This is a genomic window from Rhodohalobacter sp., from assembly GCF_034521535.1.
Taxonomy (GTDB): domain Bacteria; phylum Bacteroidota; class Rhodothermia; order Balneolales; family Balneolaceae; genus Rhodohalobacter.
Genome location: NZ_JAXHMF010000005.1, coordinates 636,952 through 656,722 on the forward strand (window position 1 = coordinate 636,952; position 19,771 = coordinate 656,722).

General features: G+C 41.4%; 17 protein-coding genes and 6 tRNA genes. 10 read left to right on the top strand and 13 right to left on the bottom strand.

The window, feature by feature from the left end; all coding sequences use genetic code 11:
- The first annotated feature begins 144 nt into the window (after positions 1–144).
- Positions 145–1,077 (top strand): COX15/CtaA family protein, encoded by a 933-nt coding sequence (locus U5K35_RS09760; protein WP_322571271.1) that lies wholly within the window; start codon positions 145–147, stop codon positions 1,075–1,077.
- On the opposite strand, the gene U5K35_RS09765 is transcribed toward U5K35_RS09760, so the two are convergent.
- Entirely contained in the window at positions 1,074–1,406 is a 333-nt protein-coding gene (locus tag U5K35_RS09765; RefSeq protein ID WP_322571272.1) for a MerR family transcriptional regulator, read from the bottom strand. The two genes, U5K35_RS09760 and U5K35_RS09765, sit on opposite strands and share 4 nt — an antisense overlap.
- Positions 1,407–1,486: 80 nt before the next feature.
- Between U5K35_RS09765 and U5K35_RS09770 the strand changes: the two genes are divergently transcribed.
- From U5K35_RS09770 to U5K35_RS09780, 3 genes are read left to right on the top strand one after another with little or no spacing between them, the layout of a single operon-like run.
- A complete protein-coding gene (locus tag U5K35_RS09770) occupies positions 1,487–2,467 on the top strand; it encodes a glycosyltransferase family 2 protein (RefSeq protein WP_322571273.1) in 981 nt (326 codons plus the stop codon).
- A complete protein-coding gene (locus U5K35_RS09775) occupies positions 2,464–3,285 on the top strand; it encodes a class I SAM-dependent methyltransferase (protein ID WP_322571274.1) in 822 nt (273 codons plus the stop codon). The genes U5K35_RS09770 and U5K35_RS09775 overlap by 4 nt, the downstream gene beginning before the upstream one ends.
- Before the next feature lie 20 nt (positions 3,286–3,305).
- Complete coding sequence (locus U5K35_RS09780) at positions 3,306–4,454, top strand: M20 family metallopeptidase (RefSeq protein ID WP_322571275.1); 1,149 nt, start codon at positions 3,306–3,308, stop codon at positions 4,452–4,454.
- Positions 4,455–4,987: 533 nt separating this feature from the next.
- Here U5K35_RS09780 and U5K35_RS09785 read toward each other — a convergent pair.
- The 7 genes from U5K35_RS09785 to U5K35_RS09815 form a co-directional block, all read right to left on the bottom strand.
- A tRNA-Glu gene (locus U5K35_RS09785) sits at positions 4,988–5,060 on the bottom strand.
- Between the two features lie 61 nt (positions 5,061–5,121).
- Positions 5,122–5,195 (bottom strand) — tRNA-His (locus U5K35_RS09790).
- A gap of 84 nt (positions 5,196–5,279) precedes the next feature.
- Positions 5,280–5,352, bottom strand: a tRNA-Glu gene (locus U5K35_RS09795).
- A gap of 24 nt (positions 5,353–5,376) precedes the next feature.
- A tRNA-Cys gene (locus U5K35_RS09800) sits at positions 5,377–5,447 on the bottom strand.
- Positions 5,448–5,777: 330 nt separating this feature from the next.
- A tRNA-Arg gene (locus tag U5K35_RS09805) sits at positions 5,778–5,851 on the bottom strand.
- A gap of 344 nt (positions 5,852–6,195) precedes the next feature.
- Positions 6,196–6,269: transfer RNA gene (locus U5K35_RS09810), tRNA-Pro, on the bottom strand.
- 327 nt (positions 6,270–6,596) lie between these two features.
- A complete protein-coding gene (locus U5K35_RS09815) occupies positions 6,597–7,562 on the bottom strand; it encodes a glycosyltransferase (RefSeq protein ID WP_322571276.1) in 966 nt (321 codons plus the stop codon).
- Between the two features lie 67 nt (positions 7,563–7,629).
- Between U5K35_RS09815 and U5K35_RS09820 the strand changes: the two genes are divergently transcribed.
- Positions 7,630–8,745, top strand: a complete 1,116-nt coding sequence (locus tag U5K35_RS09820; protein WP_322571277.1) for a hypothetical protein — start codon at positions 7,630–7,632, stop codon at positions 8,743–8,745.
- Positions 8,746–8,826: 81 nt separating this feature from the next.
- Here U5K35_RS09820 and U5K35_RS09825 read toward each other — a convergent pair whose 3' ends face one another.
- The 3 genes from U5K35_RS09825 to rpsT form a co-directional block, all read right to left on the bottom strand.
- Positions 8,827–11,409: an ATP-dependent Clp protease ATP-binding subunit gene (locus U5K35_RS09825; protein ID WP_322571278.1), complete on the bottom strand. Its 2,583-nt coding sequence runs from the start codon at positions 11,407–11,409 to the stop codon at positions 8,827–8,829.
- Between the two features lie 167 nt (positions 11,410–11,576).
- Positions 11,577–13,100: a 2,3-bisphosphoglycerate-independent phosphoglycerate mutase gene (gene gpmI, locus U5K35_RS09830; RefSeq protein WP_322571279.1), complete on the bottom strand. Its 1,524-nt coding sequence runs from the start codon at positions 13,098–13,100 to the stop codon at positions 11,577–11,579.
- Between the two features lie 6 nt (positions 13,101–13,106).
- Positions 13,107–13,358: a 30S ribosomal protein S20 gene (gene rpsT, locus U5K35_RS09835; protein WP_322571280.1), complete on the bottom strand. Its 252-nt coding sequence runs from the start codon at positions 13,356–13,358 to the stop codon at positions 13,107–13,109.
- Between the two features lie 128 nt (positions 13,359–13,486).
- On the opposite strand from rpsT, the gene cmk reads away from it, so the two are divergent.
- Together cmk and rpsA are read left to right on the top strand one after the other, a co-directional pair.
- A complete protein-coding gene (gene cmk / locus U5K35_RS09840) occupies positions 13,487–14,149 on the top strand; it encodes a (d)CMP kinase (protein WP_322571281.1) in 663 nt (220 codons plus the stop codon).
- A 61-nt stretch (positions 14,150–14,210) separates the two neighbouring features.
- Positions 14,211–16,118, top strand: coding sequence for a 30S ribosomal protein S1 (gene rpsA, locus U5K35_RS09845; RefSeq protein ID WP_322571282.1), 1,908 nt, complete (start codon positions 14,211–14,213; stop codon positions 16,116–16,118).
- A gap of 126 nt (positions 16,119–16,244) precedes the next feature.
- Here rpsA and U5K35_RS09850 read toward each other — a convergent pair whose 3' ends face one another.
- The gene (locus tag U5K35_RS09850) at positions 16,245–16,493 is read right to left on the bottom strand and encodes a hypothetical protein (RefSeq protein WP_322571283.1); all 249 of its coding nucleotides are present in this window, start codon (positions 16,491–16,493) and stop codon (positions 16,245–16,247) included.
- A 251-nt stretch (positions 16,494–16,744) separates the two neighbouring features.
- On the bottom strand, positions 16,745–17,737 hold the full coding sequence (locus U5K35_RS09855) for an AAA family ATPase (protein ID WP_416221624.1): 993 nt from the start codon (positions 17,735–17,737) through the stop codon (positions 16,745–16,747).
- Between the two features lie 168 nt (positions 17,738–17,905).
- Between U5K35_RS09855 and U5K35_RS09860 the strand changes: the two genes are divergently transcribed.
- The 3 genes from U5K35_RS09860 (at position 17,906) to nuoK (ending at position 19,622) form a co-directional block, all read left to right on the top strand.
- Positions 17,906–18,721 (top strand): undecaprenyl-diphosphate phosphatase, encoded by an 816-nt coding sequence (locus tag U5K35_RS09860; RefSeq protein ID WP_322571285.1) that lies wholly within the window; start codon positions 17,906–17,908, stop codon positions 18,719–18,721.
- Between the two features lie 77 nt (positions 18,722–18,798).
- Positions 18,799–19,323: an NADH-quinone oxidoreductase subunit J gene (locus tag U5K35_RS09865; RefSeq protein WP_322571286.1), complete on the top strand. Its 525-nt coding sequence runs from the start codon at positions 18,799–18,801 to the stop codon at positions 19,321–19,323.
- On the top strand, positions 19,320–19,622 hold the full coding sequence (nuoK, locus tag U5K35_RS09870; protein WP_322571287.1) for an NADH-quinone oxidoreductase subunit NuoK: 303 nt from the start codon (positions 19,320–19,322) through the stop codon (positions 19,620–19,622). Before U5K35_RS09865 ends, nuoK begins: the two co-directional genes overlap by 4 nt.
- Positions 19,623–19,771: the final 149 nt, after the last annotated feature.

The window sequence follows — 19,771 nt, forward strand, 5'->3', positions numbered from 1 at the left end:
CACGCCAAAATTAACGAATTTGAAGATGATATGTTACCTTAATATCATCTTCAAAATAAAGACATACTATAGGAACGATTTTTAACGATAATTGAATTTAGTTGCCGTATCCGTGGCAATTAAACCCATTTTTGTGAATTGAGAATGAAACTAAATCTGTATCAAAAAACGGCTATTACAACGGTTATTGCAACAATCGTACTTATTTTTGTGGGAGGATTGGTTCGTGCATCCGGCGCCGGCTTGGGTTGTCCTGACTGGCCGCAATGCTTTGGAATGTGGATACCGCCTACCAACGTCGCAGACCTTCCTGCTCAGTATGATGCTTCTCTGTTCAACCCGGTTCACACCTGGCTGGAATATGTGAACAGATTGGTTGGAGTTCTGATTGGCCTATTTATCACGGCAACGTTTGTGATCTCTTTCAAATACCGCAAAAAAGATCCGGTTGTGACGATGGCATCCGGTGCCGCCTTTGTGTTGGTTTTGTTTCAGGGCTGGCTTGGCGGACAGGTTGTGCGTTCGGGACTGAGTGCCGGAATGATTACGCTGCACATGATTATAGCGATGATTATTCTTACAACGCTTTTGTATGCATCATTCAGGGCTATGAATTCACGGATCAAGATTCAGTTGTCGGCTAATCAACGAAAAACCTTATTGGGAGTTTCCATTGCTGTTTTGGTTCTCACACTCATTCAGATGGTGATGGGAACACAGGTTCGGGAAGCAGTTGATGTGGCGAAAAACGTGATGGAACTGCCTCGAAGCGAATGGATTGAATCGGTGGGCACCCTTTACCCAATTCACAGGAGCTTCTCATGGCTGGTAGTAGTGCCGGCGGGTTTGATGCTTTTTTATAACAGAAAATTTAAAGTCGGATCTCTGCTGAAACGACTGGGATGGGCTGTAGCTTTTTTGATTCTACTCCAGGTTGCTGCCGGGGTGATGCTTGAGCGCTTCGGAATGCCGGGATTTGCGCAGGTCATTCACCTGACCGGAGTGGCTGTGCTCATCTGTGCCGAAATTTTATACATCCTTGTTGTCCGGTTTTCGAAGAAGGGGAGTGTGGCCTAAAGTTTCTCTTTTAATTTCTCCAGGAACAATTTTACCTCTTTCAAATCTTTCTGAACATCAGCTGATAGAGGTTCGGGAGCTTCAGCATTTGGATCAGGTTCTTCTCCTTCAATAATCTTTTTGGCACCCGCCGTGCTGTATTTTTGCTCCTGGATGAGCTCTTTTAGTTTCAGAACCAGAGTGATGTCATCTTCTTTGTATGTCCGATTCCCGGCCTTGTTTTTTCTGGGAGTTAAATCATCAAAAATGGTCTCCCAGTAACGGAGCACGTGCGGTTCAATTTCTGTTATTTCGCTAACCTCTCCGATTGAGTAATACAATTTCTTCATGGCGTGGAAATCTTTTATTTTCTGCGTAAGATAAATTGACGTTCATAGAGTGTGCGTTAAATTAATGAATTTGTAAAGCATTGCAGGAAAAAAATATAGATTCACCAAAAAAATCCGGAGAAACTCCGCCCGACATCTCCATTGTGGTTCCGCTGTTGAATGAAGAACAGTCATTGGGGGAACTGGCTGATCAAATTAAAAAGGCGCTGGCTAAGGCGAATTATAACTACGAGATTCTTTTCATTGATGATGGATCAACAGATCGATCGTGGGAGATCATAGAACAACTTGCTGAGGATCGTGATGAAATAATAGGGATACGCCTCAGAAGGAATTACGGGAAGAGTGATGCGCTTCAAACCGGATTTGAACGCTCTATCGGACGCTTTGTGGTGACAATGGACGCCGATCTTCAGGATGATCCCAATGAAATTCCCGCAATGATCGAGAAACTTGAAAATGGTGCAGATCTGGTGAGCGGTTGGAAGAAAAAGCGTCATGATCCCATTTCAAAAACGATCCCTTCTCGATTTTTTAATGCGGTCACTCGCTGGGTAACAGGAATCAAACTGCACGATTTTAATTGTGGATTGAAGGCGTATCGTAAAGAAGTTGTGGAGAATATCAGCCTCTACGGAGAAATGCATCGTTATGTGCCGCTGCTGGCAAAGTGGGAAGGATTTGGAAGAATTGAGGAGCAGGTGGTTCAACATCATCCGCGAAAGTATGGTAATACAAAATTTGGCATATCCCGTTTTTTAAACGGTTTTCTGGATCTTGTGACCCTGCTCTTTATCAACCGGTATGTAAACCGGCCGATGCACTTTTTTGGTCTGTTTGGCGTGCTTTTTCTTTTTGTCGGTATCGCAATCAATCTCTATCTGGCCTATATCAAAATCTTTTTAGGTGAACCGCTTGCCAACCGGCCACTGCTGTTCCTGGGACTTTTACTCGTGATGGTTGGAGTGCAGTTCTTCTCCATTGGATTTTTAGGTGAGCTGCTGAATCGCGGTGATGAAAGAAATCAAAAACCGAATGTAGCTGAAATCACAGAATCATGAGCAGAATTGCCTATGATCCCGTTAAAGACCGTTTTGCAAACATTATTCGTAATTCAAGATTCCTGAGACGAATCTTTTACTTTTTGCTCGATCTCTTCTTTTTACGCAGCTGGCACATTCGAAAGATGCTTTGGAATGTTGGTAAGAAAATGGACCGAAAAGGTGAATGGCAGCTTTTGGATGCCGGTTCAGGTTTTGGTCAGTACGATCGTTTTATTTTGAAGGCCTTCAAAAATGTGAATGTAACGGCGGTTGATGTAAAAGATGACTATCTCAGAGATGCCAAGCACTACTTTTCAGAACAGATCCGAGATGGCAGAATTCAAATCAAAAAAGCCGATTTGCTCGCATTTGAATCGGATGAGAAGTACGATATAATTATCTGTATTGATGTTCTGGAGCACATTGAAGAAGATGTGAAGGTTATGAAGAATCTGGCGAATGTATTGAATCCCGGAGGGCATTTTTTGATGCACTCACCATCTCACTATTCTGAAGAGGATGCAGGCGATGACGAGTCTTTTGTGGATGAACATGCAAGAGCGGGATATTCAAAAGAGGAGATTGCTGATAAATTAATTCAGGCCGGATTAACTCCTGAAAAAGTTCACTACACGTATGGTTTCTGGGGACACAAGGCTTGGGTACTTTCTGTAAAGTGGCCGATGTTGTGGTTCAACAAAATCGGAATGATTGCCGCTTTACCACTTCTGATTTACTATCCGCTGGTTTTGCCATTTACTTTACTGATGAATTTGGCGGACTTATATAGTGGAAATCCAAAAGGAAACGGAATTTACGCTTTGGCGAAGAAATAATTATTTAAAGAATTAACAGTATGGATTCGATCGATTACAAAAAGATTCGAGAGACGGTTTCAGAACACAAAGATTGGTTTGTTAACAGATTGAAAAAGTATGTGTTGGCCGAAAGTCCTACCGATGATATCATACAAAACCGAAAATTACTCCACGCTATTGCTGAAGACTTTAAAGAGCTAAACTATCAAGTTGAGTGGAAAGAGTCTGTACAAAGTGCCGGTCAGATTATCTGCAGACCCAAACAATCTGAACTGCAGGAAGATCAGCTATTAATCGGTCATGTTGATACGGTATGGCCGGTTGGGACTCTCGATAAGATGCCTTGGAAAATAGATGATAATGTGATTCGTGGCCCCGGAGTGTATGATATGAAGGCAGGCATTGTGATGATGCAGCTTGGGATCAAGATCATGAAAGAGCTTGGTTTGAAGCCAAAACTTCGACCTGTTGTTATGATCACATCAGACGAAGAGACCGGCAGCAGGGATTCGTGGGATGAAATTGAAAAGATTGCAAGAAGTGTAAATCGTGTCTTTGTTCCTGAACCGTCTATTGGGTTGGAAGGAAAAATAAAAACCGAAAGGAAAGGATCGGGACGATATCAAATTAAGGTAAAAGGGAAAGAGGCTCATTCGGGTGTTGAGCCGGAAAAAGGAGCAAGCGCAATTGTTGAAATGGCGCATATCATTCAAAAAGTGGATGAACTAAATGATTACGAAAAGGGAATTTCACTGAATGTTGGTTTGATTTCCGGTGGGAAGGCGGTGAATATAGTTCCGGGTGACTGCGTAATAGAGGTCGATTTGCGATATATGAAAAAATCTGACGGAGAAGAGATCGATGATAAAATCAAAAAAATAAAACCGGAGCTCAGGGAAACAGAAATTACAGTTGAAGGAGGTTTAAGAAGACCACCTGTGGTTAAAAACGAGAGAAATCAAAAACTATGGGAACTGGCCCAGAATTGTGCTCAAGAGCTTGGTCTGAAGATTGAAGAGGGATTAAGTGGCGGGGGATCGGATGGAAGTATTACAAGTCAGTTTACGGCTACAATAGATGGAATGGGTGCTGTAGGCGAAGGGGCTCACAGTCCATCAGAAAAAATTCTTATTGATGAAACGATGGATCGAGCCGCGCTTCTCACAGCTATGTTGGTGTCAGAATAGAAAGATTCTTTGACGAAAGCACTGCTTTCGCAATATGGATCAAATGGCCCATCCAGAAACAAAACCCCGATCTTTGGAGTCGTGAATAAATGTTGCGGTATGAAGTCAATTTCTGCTTTTGCAACATGGATCAAATGCTTTATCCAAAAACAATAGATCTAAATGTGCGAGATCATATGCTTCGAACATAGAAAATGCTCGCAAATCAATCCGGGTGGAATTTGGGATTAATTGGTGTGTACCGCGTACGGGATTTGAACCGCGAAAGCACTGCTTTCGCAACATGGATCAAATGGCCCATCCAGAAACAAAACCCCGATCTTTGGAGTCGTGAATAAATGTTGCGGTATGAAGTAATTTCTGCTTTCGCAACATGGATCAAATGGCCCATCCAGAAACAAAACCCCGATCTTTGGAGTCGAGAATAAATGTTGCGGTATGAAGTCAATACTGCTTTCGCAACATAGATCAAATGCTTGATCAAAAATAAAAAAATCCCAAACTCCGGGTGGAATTTGGGATTAAATGATGTGTACCGCGTACGGGATTTGAACCCGTGTTACCGCCGTGAAAGGGCGGCGTCCTAAACCCCTAGACGAACGCGGCATAGTAGAAAGAATTGAATAAATCAGTGAATCGTTTGTGGCTATCACTGTTAAAAAAGATGGGAGCCCGATGGGAATTGAACCCACGGCCTCCAGGGCCACAACCTAGCGCTCTAACCGACTGAGCTACGGGCTCCATATTTCAGAAATGAGATATAAGTCTTCAGCTATGAGGTGTATTTTCTCATTTCTCGGATCTAAAATCTCAAATCTAATGAAGTACCGCGTACGGGATTTGAACCCGTGTTACCGCCGTGAAAGGGCGGCGTCCTAAACCCCTAGACGAACGCGGCAGGGTAATAAATTCAATAAAAAAGAGGCGACAGGCGGATTCGAACCGCCGTACGAGGTTTTGCAGACCTCTGCCTAACCACTCGGCCATGTCGCCATAATTGTCGCCTCAAAAAAACGTCAAAACAAAAAATTGTTGTACGCCTGATCCCGAGGAGTCGGGAAACCGCGAAAGCACTGCTTTCGCAATATAGATCAATACTGCTTATCCATAAACAAAACCTCAATCTGTGGAGTCGAGAATACCTATCACCGTATCAAGTCAATTCTGCTTTCTCAACATAGATCAATTGGTTTTTCTAAAAACAAAACTTTGACCTCTGAAGTCGATTATAAAATTGGTTGTAAAACCAATATCGCTCTTTGCAATATAGATCAAATATTTGAGTAGAATGTAAACTCAAATATCACTACGTCAAATTAGTTGTACGCCCGACAGGAATCGAACCTGTAACCTACTGCTTAGAAGGCAGTTGCTCTATCCAGTTGAGCTACGGGCGCCCGAATACCGTTTAAAAAATCAACTGTCGGGTGGTACCTGTTGCAAACTGCAACAACCCATGATTTATTTGAAATCAATACGTCAAAATTAAATAAAAGTCGGTAGATCCCGAGGAATCGGGAAACCCCGAAAGCACTGCTTTCGGAACCTGTAACAACCAAACTTTGTATTTAAAATTCAGATTGTATGTCTGAAGTTAATACGTCAAATAATCTGTCAAAAGTCGGGGAGACAGGATTTGAACCGCGAAAGCACTGCTTTCGCAACATTGAACTGCCTATCTCTCCCAAAACAGAACTTATAATTTTTGTTCTGCTTTAAGTACGTCAAAATTAAATAAAAGTCGGGGAGACAGGATTTGAACCTGCGACCCTTCGCTCCCAAAGCGAATGCGCTACCGGACTGCGCTACTCCCCGTTATGTTACATCAATAAATCAATAGTAGTTTTTTGTTGAGGGAACCCAAAGCGAATGGGCTACTCCCGACGACTCGGGACTACTCCCCGTTATGTTAAATCAGTAAATCAAAAGTAGTTTTATTCAAGAGTTTCCAAAGTGAATGGCTACTCCCGAAGTCTCGGGACTACTCCCCGATACAGTATAGTTTTCAGTACTTCAAAGACTCAATAAACACATAAAATTTTACTGTGAACCGACAGCAAACTGCGTAAGCAGTGATGTGTTTTTCAAAAGAATTCAAAGATAAAAGATTTAAATTCTGAATGCAATTTATATCCTGAATTTCTAGGTACTTTTTTTGTAATCTTCACTCAGCTCTTTTAAAAACCCAATGCCGTATGCGGTTAACTGAATAAAGCCTGCAATCATACCTAAAAGTGAGATTTTTAGATTCTTTTCAGTCTTAAACGCATCTATAAACAAAACAGCAGCGTAGGCAGGATAAAGCAATATAAGCTTCGATAAAAACCCTTCGGTTGCAATCATTAAAAATAGGAAGAATGGCAGTCCAATTACAAAAAAGACCGGTAATAAATGAACAAATTTCAGCTCATCCGGATAGAGCCGTTTAATATTGATTCTGGCACGACCAAAAAAGTGTAATTGACGATAAAACTGCTTAAAATCAGTTCTTCTTTTGTGGTAAACGTAGGCATCTTCAATCAAGCCGGTTTTAAAACCATTTTCAATAATCCTTAATGAGAATTCAATGTCTTCACCCATCCGGGTAATCCTGTAACCGCCCGTTTTCTCATATACTTCCCTTGAGATCCCCATGTTAAAACTTCTAGGATGAAATGTACCGATATGTTTTTTTCGTCCCCTTATTCCTCCGGTTGTAAAAAACGAAGTCATGCTATAGCTAATCGCTTTTTGGATGGGTGTAAAAGAGCTGTGAGCTCGATCCGGCCCGCCCCACGCATCATATCCATGAAATGCCAGTGCCCTGTTTACAGCTTCGAAATAGTGAGGTGGTATCAGACAGTCGGAATCAAAGACTACAAAGTAATCTCCTTTGGCTTTTTCGAAACCAAAATTTCTTGAGAATCCTTGTCCGCTGTTCTGCTTGTAGAAATATTGAATTGCTAACTGATCTAAATAATGCTCAACAATATGATCACACTTAAGGTCTGAGCCATCTTCAATAATAATAACTTCAAAGTTTTTATAGGTCTGTTTTGTCAGACTTTGAAGTAGTTCATCAATCTCTTCGGGTCTATTATAAACAGGAACAATTACTGAATAATCCATGTATGCATTTCATAGAGAAATTTTCGTTCTTTAGAGCCAACAATATAATAACATTACATTCGAATTAATGAAGTACCCCAAAATAGCATTCATCTTTTTATTCTCTTTAATTTTAAGCACATCACTACAAGCAAGGCAGTTAACCATTCAGGCAGTGAGCGAGCACTCCTCAAACTCTCAGAATCAGTATCCGCTTGACGGTGGTGTCCTGGAATCTGACAGAGGATATTACACAATTGGTGAAAGTGGAATATTTAATCCGGAGTCATGGTCTATCTCGCATCAAAATCAAAAAGCGGGATTTCTTGAAACACGTGATCAATCTGTCTACTTAACTATTTTTGAAACATCCGGTAACAAGATCGTTGACCGTCAACTCGATTTTTTTGATGTCAACGACGAAACTTTAAAGCTTTATCTGTTTGATGATGGAAGTTCGGTTACCCGCGATAATGTGGCAAATTTCACATTTTTTGACCCGGACGGTGAATTAATTTACTCTGTCTCAAACGGTTCCCAAAGCAGTGAAGGTGAGAAAGAATCCGAGCTGGCTGCCGATGCATATGGAAAAACCGTAGTGCTCTACAATCCGATTATTAATTATGGAGAGAGTATGGGATCAAGAGCTAAAGTTGTGTATGGAGAAAACGATCAGCATGTTTTTTTCAGGGATGAATCATCACAAATCTTGCAGGTTAAGGTGAGTGAAAGCGGCTCATATATTACACTGCTTACCGGTGATGGGGCGAACTACGGCGTGTATATTTTTGATCGATTTGGCAATGAATTAAATCAATTCAGCTTTGATGATGAACAGAAAGGAGTATCAATAAGTGAAGACGCTCAATTTGTAACCGTCTATTCCGGAGGGCGAACACAGGTGTTGGATGCTTTGAGCGGGCAGAGGGTAGGGAGCACAAGCTCACGGTCTCCTGTAATCTATTCACGCTATTTTGAAGAGGATGATGTGATTTTAGTTTTTGGCGGTGTTCAGGAGGGAAATCGAATCGATCGCCCTGCAATGTCAGCCATTCATATCGGGCAGAGACAAATTTTGAGGGAGGAGATCAATGAATCGCTTTCCATTTACGATTTTGATCGACTTGGTATTACCCGACTGCAAAGTAACAGTTACAGAATTGACGGACTGAATCGATCGTTGAAAGTACAGGCCGATTTCTAAATGTTACTCAACTAATTCTTCTTTGAAAAAGAAAAAGCCCTCATTTTTGGTGAGGGCTTTTTTATGAGATTAAATCTCTGTCTATGCTTTTTGTTCAGACTCCGATTCAGATTTAGTTTCACTGTCCGAATCTGATTTGTCATTTTGATCTTTTTCCGCATCTGTCCAATCAAATTCAAGTCCATCGCGCGACTTATTCATTTTGATCTTAATAACAGATCCTTCAGGGTGTTCACCGGTGAGCAGTTCTTCAGCAAGTGGATCTTCCACATACTTTTGAATGGCTCTTCGAAGTGGACGTGCACCGTATTTCTGATCAAAGCCCTTATCGGAAATAAAATCTTTCGCACCTTTTGTCATCTCGATTTCATAACCGAGATCTTTAATTCTTGCGAAAAGCTCATCACCAATAATGTCGATGATCTTGAAGATATGCTCTTTCTCCAATGGATGGAATGTGAGCACGTCATCAATTCGGTTCAGGAATTCAGGGTTGAACACTTTCTTAAGTGCATCCTGTATGGTTGATTTCATTTGTGCGTAATCGAAGTCACCATCGCCTGATGAGAAACCGATTCCTTTACCCATATTTCGAATATCACGGGCTCCAATATTGGAAGTCATAATGATAATCGTATTTCGGAAATCGACCTTGCGGCCCAGGCTATCAGTAAGAATACCATCATCCAGAACCTGGAGGAGAATATTAAATACATCAGGGTGGGCTTTTTCAATTTCATCCAAAAGAACTACGCTGTACGGCTTTCTTCTTACTTTCTCAGTCAGAATTCCACCCTCTTCGTAGCCCACATATCCTGGAGGAGCTCCAACCAGACGGGATACGCTAAATTTCTCCATGTACTCACTCATATCAATTCGAATGAGTGCCTCTTCTTTATCAAAGAGATATTTGGCCAGTACTTTTGCCATTTCGGTTTTACCCACACCTGTAGGTCCGAGAAAGATAAATGAACCGATCGGTCGTGCTGGATCTTTCAATCCGGCACGGGTACGCTGAATGGCTTTTGTAAGCTTAACGATAGCTTCATCTTGGCCAATGACTTTTTTACCAAGCTCTTCGCGCATCTTGAGGAGTTTTTGCCCCTCTTTTTGGCTGATCTTATTGACCGGAACTCCACTCATCATGGCAACCACTGAAGCTACATCTTCCTCATCTACATCATACACGATATGCTCAGACTCTTTTTCCCACTCTTTTTGAGCCTGCTCAAGATCTTCCATGAGACGTTTTTCAGTATCGCGAAGACGAGCCGCTTCTTCAAAGCGCTGCTTCTTCACCATAGAGTTCTTTTCGTTACTCGTCTTTTCAATCTCCTCTTCCAGCTCTATGATATGATCAGGAACGGTGATGTTCGACAAGTGAACCCGTGCACCTACTTCATCCAGGGCATCAATCGCCTTGTCAGGCAGAAAGTGATCCGTCACGTAGCGGTCAGTCAATTTCACGCATGCATTGATGGCTTCCGGAGTATATTTGACACTGTGATGTTTCTCATATTTCCCTTTAATCTGATTGAGAATTTCCAAAGTCTCTTCCGGAGAGGTTGGCTCAACCATGATTTTTTGGAAGCGGCGTTCAAGTGCGCCGTCTTTTTCAATAAACTGTCGATATTCGTTAAGAGTAGTGGCGCCAATTGCCTGCACTTCGCCGCGAGCGAGAGCGGGCTTTAACATATTAGAAGCGTCCAGTGAACCACTTGCTCCTCCGGCTCCAACAATAGTGTGGAGCTCATCGATGAAGAGAATGACGTTATCCGTCTTTTCAAGTTCACTCATAACGGCTTTCATCCGTTCTTCAAATTGCCCGCGATATTTTGTTCCGGCTACAAGTGCTGCCAGGTCAAGTGCAATAACTCGTTTATCATAAAGCACGCGAGACACTTTCTTCTCGATGATACGGGAAGCAAGTCCTTCAGCGATAGCGGTTTTACCTACTCCAGGTTCTCCAATAAGAACCGGATTGTTTTTCTTGCGACGGCTCAATACCTGTGCCACTCGCTCAATTTCTTTTTCCCGACCAATAATTGGATCGAGCTTTCCATCTTCGGCCAGCTGTGTTAAATCGCGGCCAAAATTATCCAATACAGGTGTTTTCGATTTTTCCATTTTCTTTTCTCTGGAGCTTCCTGATGATTGAGAACCCTTGGGTGATTGAGGAATGTTTGCGCTTGCTGACCGACTGTCTTCACGATCAGTATCGCGAGTATTCCCTGAAATGATCAAATCCAGCTCTTCTCGTACGGCATCGTACGAAACGTTGAATTGTTGCAGTATCTGTGCGGCAATGTTTTCTTCATCCCTCAAAAGTGATAGGAGAAGATGTTCTGTGCCTATCGTGTCGCTTTTGTAAAGCTTCGCTTCCAGATAGGTAATTCTAAGAACTTTTTCGGCTTGCTTTGTCAACGGAATATTTCCAACCGTAACGGTTCCACCGGTTCCTCTGACCGTATCTTCTATCGTTTTTTTGAGTTTGAAGAGGTCGCAGTCGAGATTCTTGAGAATTCGAATTGCAACGCCATCTCCGAGACGAACAATACCTAAAATTAAATGTTCTGTTCCAATGTAATCGTGTCCAAGGCGAAGTGCTTCTTCGCGGCTGAACTGAATTACATCTCTTACTTTACTTGAAAAATTACCCTCCATATCGGGACCTACAAAAAGATTTGGCTTTCATTGATTGCTGAAAATGTAACGAGTGGCATCATCATTTAGTTCATAATCATTGCCTCTAACGACGAAAGTAGCGTGGCGCATTGCGAAATGCAAACACTTTACATTTTTCAATAAAAATAGTGAGAAAAAAGGACTTTTTAGAACAGTGGTTTGCCGGTCATCTCATCCGGTTGATCAAGCCCCATCATTTTGAGAAGAGTAGGGGCCACGTCAGCTAAAATACCACTTTGAAGTTCTCCCTGATAGATATCGCTGACCAGAACTACAGGAACAGGAGCTGTTGTATGAGATGTGTGCGGGCTTCCATCCGGCTGAATCATGCAGTCTGCGTTCCCGTGATCTGCAATAATTAAAACTTCGTAATCGTGCTCACGTGCTGTTTCAACAACCTGTTTCAGTTTGTTGTCGATCATTTCAACGGCTTTGATTGTAGCTGCCATATCGCCGGTATGACCGACCATATCAGGATTAGCGAAGTTCAGAATAGCAAGTTGATACTTTTCACTGCTCAGTTCACTGCAAAGTTTTTCGGTTACAGCCTGTGCGCTCATCTCGGGTTGAAGATCGTATGTAGCCACTTTCGGGCTGGGGATCATAACACGAATTTCACCCTTGTTGGAGGTCTCTTCGCCGCCATTAAAGAAATAGGTAACGTGGGGATACTTCTCTGTTTCGGCAATACGAAGCTGATCCAATCCTTTACTGCTTACGTACTCTCCAAGGGTATTTTTCAACCGTGTGGGAGGAAAAGCTACGTGAACAAAATCATCGAACGTTTCATCGTATGATGTAAACGTCACATAATGAAGATCCAGTTCTTTGGTTTCAAAGGGTAACTCTACTTTTTGAAAGAGAGCCTTAGTAATCTGCCGTGCACGATCTCCGCGAATATTGTAAAAGACAACGACATCACCTTTTTTGATTCGGCTATCGTCTTCAGTCTTTACAATGTGTGGCAGAATAAACTCATCGGTAACATCAGCCTCGTAACTTTCTTTGAATGCTTTGTCGGCGCTGTTTACTTCTACACCTTCTCCGTTAATAAGAAGATCGTAAGCTTTTTGTGTGCGTTCCCAGCGATTATCGCGATCCATAGCGTAATATCGTCCAATAACTGAGGCGATAGAACCTGTGCCAATTTCTTTAGCTTGTTCTTCAAATTCCTTTAGATATTCAGCACCTCCGTGGGGAGATGTGTCACGCCCGTCTGTAAAAGCATGGACATAGGTATTTTGAAGATCATACTGCTTAGCCATTTTAAGAAGTGCAAAGAGATGGTTGTTGTGGCTATGAACACCACCATCGGAAAAAAGACCCATAAAATGTATTCTGCCATTCCCCTTTGCTTTTTCAAAAGCTTCGGTTAAAACAGAATTTTCGAAAAATTCACCCTCTTTAATAGATTTGTTGATCCTTGAGAGTTCCTGCCAGACAATTCGGCCTGCACCGATATTCAGGTGACCAACTTCAGAATTACCAAACTGTCCATCGGGTAAACCTACGTCTTCTCCGCTGGCAGAAAGCCGGGCGTTAGGGTAGTTATCAACTAGTGAATCAAAATAGGGTGTGTCTGCCTTGTCAATTGCACTCACTTCGGGATTAACAGCAATCCCGTAGCCGTCCAGAATAACAAGAAGTGCTTTTCGGGTAGATTGGGTCAAAATATTCTATAAATTATTGACGTGATTCGTCAATTTAGACTTTTTGCGAGCGGCGTTGTTTTGGTGAATGATACCTTTAACAGAAAGTCTGTCGATATAACTAACAGCCTCTTTCAGATACTTTTCTGCAGTCTCCTTGTCAGTCTCATTCAACACTTTCTTGATGTGCGTTCTCATTTTAGAACGCCGGGTGTTGTTGTGTTTCTTTTTCTTTTCGCTTTGGCGAAGTCGCTTAATTGCGGATTTATGCTGTGGCATAACAAATTGGTTATTACGGTTAAATACTCGTTATCTTAAACAGTTCCCAAAATTAAGGGTTATCCATTCAACTTACAAGAATGGATTGATAGTTTGACTTAAAAAATTTATTTTAACCATTCTCTGAAATGATCATAGTCATAGATGGGCCGGCAGGGTCCGGTAAAAGCTCAACAGCCAAAGCGATAGCCAATCGTCTCGGGATCAAATTTTTGGATTCCGGTGCACTTTACAGGGCTATCACGTATTTATGGTTGGAAAGTGACAAGCCGGATAAAGCTGAATTCTTTGAAAATTTGTCGAATATTCAATTAGAAGCTGATTTTAGAGATCAAACTTTTTATGTGCAAGTTGGAGGAAAAAATCTGACAGAGAAAATTCGCACTAAATATGTTGCAGATCGAGTCAGTGAAATTGCTTCTTATAAAACTGCCAGATCCTTCGTAAATGGTTTTATGCGGGATCTTGTAAAAAAAGATACCTACATCGCTGATGGAAGAGATCTTGGAACAGCAGTTTTTCCCGATGCAGATCTGAAGTTTTATATGGATGCATCATTGAAAGAACGTGCGAAACGCCGGTTTCTGGAGATGAAAAATTCAGATTATTCTGTCACTCTTGAAGAGGTGATGGAAAATTTGCGATCACGGGACGAGAAAGATCAAAACCGTGAGAATGATCCTCTGAAAAAAGCTGGTGATGCAATTATAATTGATACGACAGGTAAATCATTTGAAGAACAGGTTCATGAAATGATTTCGATTATTGAAGAGAACTTAAATTTAAATTAAAACATAAACTCTAATCCCATTTCGAAAGCCGAAATGTGGCTGATTTTTAACAGGTAAGTAAATGACTGAAGAAACTAAAAACGAAAACGTAAACGAAGAAGTTGAAACTGTTTCTGAAGAGACAGAACAGGTGGAAACTGCTGAAGAAACAAAAGCAGAAGAGAGTAACGGCGAGGCAGAAGAAAAAGAACTGCCAACTTTTACCGGAGAAGTAGAAGGTAAAACTTATACGCTCGACGAACTTGAAGCCGCATCTGAAGATTATACAGATGAAGAGTTCCATGAGCTTGCTGGGATGTATGAAAATACGCTCAGTGAAATTGAAGAGAAAGAGATTGTTACCGGTATCGTTGTTTCTGTTGACGAGAAATATGTAATTGTTGATATCGGATTTAAATCAGAAGGTATTGTACCTGCCAATGAATTTTCAAACAAAGTTCTTGAAAATCTGCAGCCGGGCGATGAAGTAGAAGTATTTCTGGATAGAGTGGAAGACCGCGAAGGTCAGCTGATTCTCTCCCGTAAGAAAGCAGATATCCTGCAAGCCTGGGAAAACATTGAGAAAGCGCACGAAACCGGAGAAGTTATTGAAGGTTACATTCAGCGCAGAATTAAAGGTGGTATGGTTGTTGATATCTTCGGAATCGACGCATTCTTACCCGGTTCACAAATTGATGTTCGTCCTGTTCGCGACTTTGACGCCTATGTTGGAAAGACCATGGAATTCCAGGTTGTAAAACTCAACATGCAGGCAGAAAACGTTGTTGTATCTCACAGAGCGCTTATTGAAAGCGATCTTGAAGATCAGCGTCAGGAAATTCTTGAAACCATCGAAGCCGGTCAGGTTCTCGAGGGAATTGTTAAAAACATTACTGACTTCGGTGTATTTATTGATCTTGGTGGTGTTGATGGTCTGTTGCACATTACCGACCTATCATGGGGACGTGTTGAGCATCCGGAAGAGATTGTGAAACTCGACCAGCGAATGAACGTTGCGGTTATCGACTTCGACGAAGACTCCAAGCGAGTTTCTCTTGGTCTTAAGCAACTGCAGCCGCATCCGTGGGAAGACATCGATATCAAATATCCTGAGGGTATGAGAATTCAGGGTCGTGTGGTATCTATTGCTGACTACGGTGCATTTATTGAGTTGGAGAAAGGCGTTGAAGGTCTGATCCACATCAGTGAAATGAGCTGGACACAGCATATCAAACATCCATCACAGCTTGTACAGAAAGATGACATTATTGAGTGTGTTGTTCTGAACATCAACGAAGATGAGAAGAAAATTTCACTCGGTGTGAAGCAGCTTGAAAAAGATCCATGGGAAGATCTCGGAGAGAGATACCCAATCGGTTCTACCCACAAAGGTATTGTTCGAAACCTCACCAACTTTGGTGTGTTTATCGAGCTCGAGCCGGGAATTGACGGGTTGGTTCACGTATCTGACTTAAGCTGGACTGAAAATGTTGAGCACCCAAATGAGGTTGTTGACAAAGGAGAGGAGCTGGAAGTTGTTATTCTGGCCATCGACTACGACAACAGAAGGATTACACTGGGTCATAAGCAAGTGAAGGATAATCCTTGGGAGAAATATGCTGAAGAGTATGGTCTTGGCGCCAAAGTTGAAGGCGAAGTATCCAAGATTACCGACAAAGGCATGTTCATCAAACTTCCATTGGGAGTTGATGCATTTCTGCCGGGCGACAAGCTTACAGAGCCTGTTGAAGATTTGAAAGAGTCCTTCAACGAAGGAGATAAAGTAGAGGGTTTTGTTATTGAGTTCGACGAGCCAAGTAAAACCATTGAAATCTCTCAGGTGGAAGAAGAAGTTAAGAAGTCGAAATCTAAAGCTAAGAAGCAGCCTAAGAAGAGCGAAAGTGTTGAAACTGGAACTCCTACACTAGGTGAAGTTTCAGGACTGGCTGATAAGCTGAAAGAGAAAGAAGAGAACGATAAGAAGGAATAATCTTCTCAGACTTCGCAAAAAATAAAAAGGCTTCTGAATTAATTTTCAGAAGCCTTTTTTTATGAGATTTTTAAAAACATACAGTATCAAAACAAGAGAAGATTCCATCCACAAAGTGTAAGTGAATTACTCCATGTAAAAGAAAATAGTGTTCTCATTGGGATTGGAACTGCTGCGGATGCGGGTATCATGTTCTTTATTGTAAGCGTAAGCTATATTTCGGATGGAATTGAGCTCTTTCTTATCTGAAAATTTTACCCTCAGAGCTTCGCCACCGGATTTAAGATGCACCATGGCGTCTTTAACTTTATCATACTTGGATTTACTCTTACGAGAAACACGAACTTTCGAGCGAGGTACTATTCTGACTTTCATAATCTTGATTGTGATTTAAATGAATAAAAAAATGTAGTTAAATGCCCGATAAGTAGTTTAAATCTTAATGATTTTTATACTTACAGCAGTCTACAGTTAAAGTCAGCCGTAATTTTTTTAAAGATCTGATATCAAAATCTCAGAAAAATGTAGGCTAACTCTTTGTACGAACACATTTATTTATAAAAAGAATATATAGAAATTTGATAAATCAAAAATAGAAACCATAAATAATCAATTTGGGCAGTTGATTATGGTACCTGAACAGTCATCAATATTTTTTCAATAATATCTTCAGGGGTAATTTCTTCTGCTTCTGCCTCAAATGTAGGAATGATTCGATGTCGTAGAATATCCATCGCGATAGTGCGAACGTCATCCGGGGTAACGTAGGCCCTGTGCTCCATAAATGCGTGAGCTCTTGAGGCCAGGTTAAGATTGATGGACGCGCGAGGTGATGCGCCAAACTCGATTAGCTCTTTCAGGTCTGGCAGATTGTATTTTTCTGGATAGCGGGTAGCAAAGATCAAGTCTATAATATACTTCTCAACTTTTTCGTCTACATAGATCTCATTGATAACGGATCGTGCTTCGAGAATTTTTTTAGCATTTGTAACCGGTTGCAGCTGAGGTTTGTCTCCGGTTTTCGCCATCCTTCTCATAATCTCAAGCTCTTCAGTTTCTGTAGGGTAACCAATCTTCAGTTTTAACATAAACCGGTCAACCTGAGCTTCGGGAAGAGTGTAGGTTCCTTCTTGTTCAACAGGGTTTTGGGTGGCCAGTACAAGAAATGGCTTGTCGAGAGGAAATGTAGTTTCACTGATGGTAACCTGTTTTTCCTGCATGGCTTCTAAAAGAGCACTCTGAACTTTTGCAGGCGAGCGGTTGATCTCGTCAGCTAATACGATATTTGCAAAAATAGGACCTTTCTTGACATTAAATTCAGACTCCTTCTGATTGTAAATCAAAGTACCGATCAGGTCGGCCGGAAGGAGATCCGGAGTAAATTGAATGCGTTGAAATTTTGTATCGATAACCTTGGCCAGGGAAGATACCGTTAATGTCTTTGCGAGACCCGGAACACCTTCCAGCAGTACATGACCGTCGGCGAGTAATCCAATCAAAAGGCGGTCGATCATATATTTTTGACCCACAATCACCTTCTCAAGTTCTGAGTAGATATCATCAATGAATACGCTGTGCTTCTCAATTTTTTCGCCAAGCGCCTGCATGTCAATTTCCATATTCATTTTATAATCGGATTAAAATATTGATGTTCAAATTGGTATCTTTGATGCTTCCAAACGGCCTGTAAAGAACGAATAAATACATTTAGCTGCAAAATCATTCGCAGCAACCGGGTTGGGCGACACAAAATATCATTTTAAATAAACAGTAAGAACTAATAGGGAATGGATTTATTACAAGCTATTCTGCTAGGACTGCTCCAGGGGATAACGGAATTTCTACCCGTTAGCAGTTCGGGACATCTGGCTCTGGCAAGGGCCTTTTTTGGTAACGACATCATGCCGGGCATTACGTTTGAGATTGTCGTTCATTTTGGATCTTTTTGCAGCATTTCGGTTTACTACCGTAAGAAGCTTATTGCGATCTTTGCAGATATTTTTAAAAGCTTTTCGCCACAGGGAATTCGGGAAAAGCGTTACATTACGGATGAGAATACCCGTTTGTCTTATATCATATTACTTAGCATGATTCCGGCAGTCATTATCGGTTTTACTTTGAAAGATCCTGTTGAGGGACTTTTTCTAAATCCATTTTTTGTATCCATGATGTTGATTGTAACCGGTACACTGCTTTTTTCCACTCGATTTGTGGGGAGGCCTGATAAAGAGGTAACCGCCGGAAGAGGTTTTATTATGGGAATTGCACAGGCGCTCGCAATTTTACCAGGAATCAGCCGCGCAGGTTCAACGATTTCGGTAGGTCTTTTTTCAGGAATAAACCGTGAAAGTGTGGCCAACTTCTCATTTTTAATGGTATTGCCGGTATTGGCCGGAGCTATGCTTCTGGAATTTCTGGAAATTATGGAAAATGGGATTGAAGTAGCTGCAGTAATCTCTTTAGTCGCAGGATTTTTGACTTCTTTCCTATCAGGATATTTCGCACTGAAATACTTAATTATTTTACTTAAAAAGGAAAAATTCCACTATTTTGCGTACTACTGTTGGGGACTGGGAATATTCGGAATTATATTCTTCTTTTAAATCATAAAAGTGACTCATTGCGGTTGATGCCATTTTTAAATTTGGCTACCTTTGAACCGTAAAAAGAAAAGCACAGAATGGAAATATATTTATTTGTACTACTTGCTGTTATAGCTATCGCTTCTGCACTGGGGATGGTTTTAAACAAAAGCACTGTTAACAGTGCTCTCATGCTGGTGATTAACCTGGTAACGCTATCCGGAATTTACTTGCTGCTGAACGCTCAATTCCTGGCACTGATTCAGATTTTGGTCTATGCCGGAGCCATCATGGTGCTCTTTCTCTTTGTAATCATGTTGCTGAATGTAGATGACGAAAAGAGCCTTTTCTCAAAATTCAGGTTAAAATATTTTCTCTCATTTCTTGTTGGGAGTGTAATCTTCGCTCAAATTTTGTATAGCATAGGTGGAGTAACAGATATGCTGCCGGAGATTTCTTCTGAAATGCTGCAAATTGGTACAGTGGAAGCCGTAGGGGATGTCCTTTACACAGACTATCTATTCACATTTGAGATGACAGCAATACTTTTAACAGCCGCTGTTGTTGGTGCACTGATGGTTGCACAATATAAAGTTAAAAAAGATGAGGATTCTGAAGTATGATAGGTATTGACTGGTATCTGGCGCTAAGTGCTATCCTGTTTACTATCGGTGCAATTGGTGTTTTAATTCGGCGAAATGCCATTGTTGTTTTTATGTGCGTTGAGATGATGTTGAATGCCGTAAACCTGACGCTTATTTCGTTCAGTGCTTTTCATGGAGATATTGCAGGGCAGATTCTGGTATTTTTTTCTCTCTCGGTTGCAGCAGCTGAGGCCGTAGTGGGTCTGGCTATTATTATTGCCATTTTTAGAAATAACCTGTCCGTAGATATTACCAAGGTAAATTTACTTCGCTGGTAATATTAAAGACGTTATTTAATGATTTTGAAAGCCTTCCTTAACGGGAAGGCTTTTTTTGTTGCGAGTGGTTACGGCACTTTTATTTAAGCAAAAAACCAAGTGGTGGCCTTTTTCAACCACCCCAGTCTTTCGAATCCCGTCCAGATAGT

What these genes read in the sequence shown, in the direction of transcription:
- U5K35_RS09850 (WP_322571283.1), bottom strand. Translation starts at nt 16,493, where the DNA reads ATGAAAGTCAGAATAGTACCTCGCTCGAAAGTTCGTGTTTCTCGTAAG.
- U5K35_RS09820 (WP_322571277.1), top strand. Translation starts at nt 7,630, where the DNA reads ATGAAGTACCCCAAAATAGCATTCATCTTTTTATTCTCTTTAATTTTA.
- cmk (WP_322571281.1), top strand. Translation starts at nt 13,487, where the DNA reads ATGATCATAGTCATAGATGGGCCGGCAGGGTCCGGTAAAAGCTCAACA.
- rpsA (WP_322571282.1), top strand. Translation starts at nt 14,211, where the DNA reads ATGACTGAAGAAACTAAAAACGAAAACGTAAACGAAGAAGTTGAAACT.
- U5K35_RS09860 (WP_322571285.1), top strand. Translation starts at nt 17,906, where the DNA reads ATGGATTTATTACAAGCTATTCTGCTAGGACTGCTCCAGGGGATAACG.
- U5K35_RS09865 (WP_322571286.1), top strand. Translation starts at nt 18,799, where the DNA reads ATGGAAATATATTTATTTGTACTACTTGCTGTTATAGCTATCGCTTCT.
- U5K35_RS09780 (WP_322571275.1), top strand. Translation starts at nt 3,306, where the DNA reads ATGGATTCGATCGATTACAAAAAGATTCGAGAGACGGTTTCAGAACAC.
- U5K35_RS09760 (WP_322571271.1), top strand. Translation starts at nt 145, where the DNA reads ATGAAACTAAATCTGTATCAAAAAACGGCTATTACAACGGTTATTGCA.
- rpsT (WP_322571280.1), bottom strand. Translation starts at nt 13,358, where the DNA reads ATGCCACAGCATAAATCCGCAATTAAGCGACTTCGCCAAAGCGAAAAG.
- U5K35_RS09825 (WP_322571278.1), bottom strand. Translation starts at nt 11,409, where the DNA reads ATGGAGGGTAATTTTTCAAGTAAAGTAAGAGATGTAATTCAGTTCAGC.
- U5K35_RS09765 (WP_322571272.1), bottom strand. Translation starts at nt 1,406, where the DNA reads ATGAAGAAATTGTATTACTCAATCGGAGAGGTTAGCGAAATAACAGAA.
- U5K35_RS09815 (WP_322571276.1), bottom strand. Translation starts at nt 7,562, where the DNA reads ATGGATTATTCAGTAATTGTTCCTGTTTATAATAGACCCGAAGAGATT.
- nuoK (WP_322571287.1), top strand. Translation starts at nt 19,320, where the DNA reads ATGATAGGTATTGACTGGTATCTGGCGCTAAGTGCTATCCTGTTTACT.
- U5K35_RS09855 (WP_416221624.1), bottom strand. Translation starts at nt 17,737, where the DNA reads ATGGAAATTGACATGCAGGCGCTTGGCGAAAAAATTGAGAAGCACAGC.
- U5K35_RS09775 (WP_322571274.1), top strand. Translation starts at nt 2,464, where the DNA reads ATGAGCAGAATTGCCTATGATCCCGTTAAAGACCGTTTTGCAAACATT.